This is a genomic window from Actinosynnema sp. NPDC023658, assembly GCF_040639995.1.
Taxonomy (GTDB): domain Bacteria; phylum Actinomycetota; class Actinomycetes; order Mycobacteriales; family Pseudonocardiaceae; genus Actinosynnema.
In genome coordinates this window covers 1-2,010 of the sequence record NZ_JBFAAX010000620.1, presented here as the reverse complement: position 1 = coordinate 2,010, position 2,010 = coordinate 1, and the positions used below count along the sequence as shown (strand labels likewise).

Sequence of the window (2,010 nt, the reverse complement as noted above, 5' to 3'; positions counted from 1 at the left end):
GCCACCCTGACCGACCCGGGCGGCACGCTGCTGACCGGACGGCCCTACACCGCCAACTACAGCTCCCTCATCCCCCTCAACGCCTACCTGACCGCCCGCAACACCGGCACGGCGGCCCTGACCGGGCAGGTCTACTCCCTGTCCGGCTCGGGGTTCCCGCTGTCCGGCGCCTCGCTGACCGCCTGCACCTCCGGCCCGTGGCAGAACGGCTCGTGCCCCGGCGGTCAGGTGGTGGCGGTCTCGAACGGCACCACGACGCCGCTGCCCGTGGCGCCGGGCGCCGCGATCGGTCTCCGGCTCACGCTGCCCGCCGGCCTCGGCATGACGGTCTCGCTGTCCGCCTCCACCACCCGGGCGCACGTCCGGGCGGCCACCACCACCAACTCCTGAGGAACCAGCCGTGCGCGTGCTGTCCAACCTGCTGCTCGCCACCGCGGCGCTCGTCGCGGTCGCCGTCTCGGTGCTCGTCGTCGTGCTGCACGTGGGGTTCGCACCCGTGCTCTCGCCCAGCATGGAACCCGCGTTCGCGCCCGGCGGCCTGCTCGTCACCCGGCCCGTCCCGGCGGCCGACGTGCGGGTGGGGGACGTCGTCGTGCTGCCACGCCCGGACGCGCCCGGTGAGAGGTACGCCCACCGGGTGATCTCCAAGGACACCTCCGGCGGCGCGGTCGTGGTGCGCACCAAGGGCGACGCGAACGAGGCCGCGGACCCGCAGGCGCTGCGGATCGTGTCCGACACGGTGCCCGTGTCCGTGGCCGACGTGCCGTTCCTCGGCCGTGCCGCCCTGCTCGGCCAGTACCCCGGCGTCAAGGTCGGCCTCATCGTCCTGATCGGACTGGCCCTGCTGGTGGCGGCCAAGCGGGCGCTGCACCGGCCCGCGCGCCCTGCCGCGACGGGCGCGGCGGGTAACACTGGACCGGGTGAGCACCGCGAAGGTCCTCGTCGTGGAGGACACACCGGAGATCGCGCTCGTCATCGAGCTGGCGCTGCGTGACGCGGTGTTCGCCGTGCGCACCACCGCGCACGGGGACACGGGGCTGGTGGAGGCCCGCGACTGGGTGCCGGACGTGGTGGTGCTGGACCTCAACATCCCCGGGCCGGACGGGCTGGAGGTCTGCCGGCGGCTGCGCCACTTCTCCACCGCCTACGTGCTGATCCTCACCGCCCGCGCGGACGAGGTGGACAAGCTCGTCGGCCTGTCCGCGGGCGCCGACGACTACCTCACCAAGCCCTTCTCGCCGCGCGAGCTGGTCGCCCGGGTCCACGTCCTGCTGCGCCGGCCCCGCACCGCGCCCGTCGTGGCCGCCCCGCCCGCCAACCGGCGCGTCCTCGGTCCGGTCGTGGTCGACTTCGACGCCCGCGAGGTCCTGGTCGACGGCAGCCTCGTGCGCACCACGCGCATCGAGTTCGAGCTGCTGGCCGCCATCGCGGAGCACCCCAACCGGGTCCGCACCCGCGAGCAGCTGCGCCGCCGCGCCTGGGGCGAGGAGTGGCTGGCCGACGACCACGCGGTGGACGTGCACCTGTCCAACCTGCGCCGCAAGCTCGCCGCGGCCGGCGCGGGGAACGTGATCGCGACCGTCCGCGGTGTCGGCTACCGCATCGACCAGGACCTCCGCTGACCTGGACCAGCGGAGGTCCGGGTCACCACCACGGGCGGTCCACCAGCGGACCGGCCGACGGGAGGCTGACGGTGAACGTGCTGCCCGACCCGGGGGTCGAGCGCACCGAGACCGAGCCGCCGTGCGCCTCCACGATGCCGCGGGTGATCGTCAACCCCAGCCCGGCGCCGCCCGGACCGAGCTGCACGAAGGGCTCGAAGATCCGGTCGACCTGGTCCTCCGGCACCCCACCGCCCCGGTCGGACACGTGCACCAGCGCGTGCGCGGCGTCCGACCCGCACCACACCCGCACCGCCTCGCCCGGCGGCGACACCGCCACCGCGTTGGCCATCAGGTTCGCCCCCACCTGCACGAGCCGGTCCGCGTCGCCGCGCACCTCGACCCCGGC

4 protein-coding genes are annotated in these 2,010 nt (G+C 74.9%); 3 read left to right on the top strand and 1 reads right to left on the bottom strand.

Annotated features, from left to right (window positions below; translation table 11 throughout):
- The 3 genes from AB0G02_RS32235 to AB0G02_RS32225 form a co-directional block, all read left to right on the top strand.
- Nucleotides 1-390 (top strand): hypothetical protein (locus AB0G02_RS32235; RefSeq protein WP_360801697.1); only part of this gene is annotated, 390 nt, incomplete at its 5' end.
- 10 nt (nt 391-400) lie between these two features.
- Nucleotides 401-994 (top strand): signal peptidase I, encoded by a 594-nt coding sequence (locus tag AB0G02_RS32230; RefSeq protein WP_360801694.1) that lies wholly within the window; start codon nt 401-403, stop codon nt 992-994.
- Nucleotides 921-1,622: a response regulator transcription factor gene (locus AB0G02_RS32225; protein WP_360801691.1), complete on the top strand. Its 702-nt coding sequence runs from the start codon at nt 921-923 to the stop codon at nt 1,620-1,622. Before AB0G02_RS32230 ends, AB0G02_RS32225 begins: the two co-directional genes overlap by 74 nt.
- 22 nt (nt 1,623-1,644) lie before the next feature.
- Here the strand turns inward: AB0G02_RS32225 and AB0G02_RS32220 are convergent.
- The coding region (locus AB0G02_RS32220) for an ATP-binding protein (protein ID WP_360801688.1) at nt 1,645-2,010 on the bottom strand (366 nt) is incomplete at its 5' end.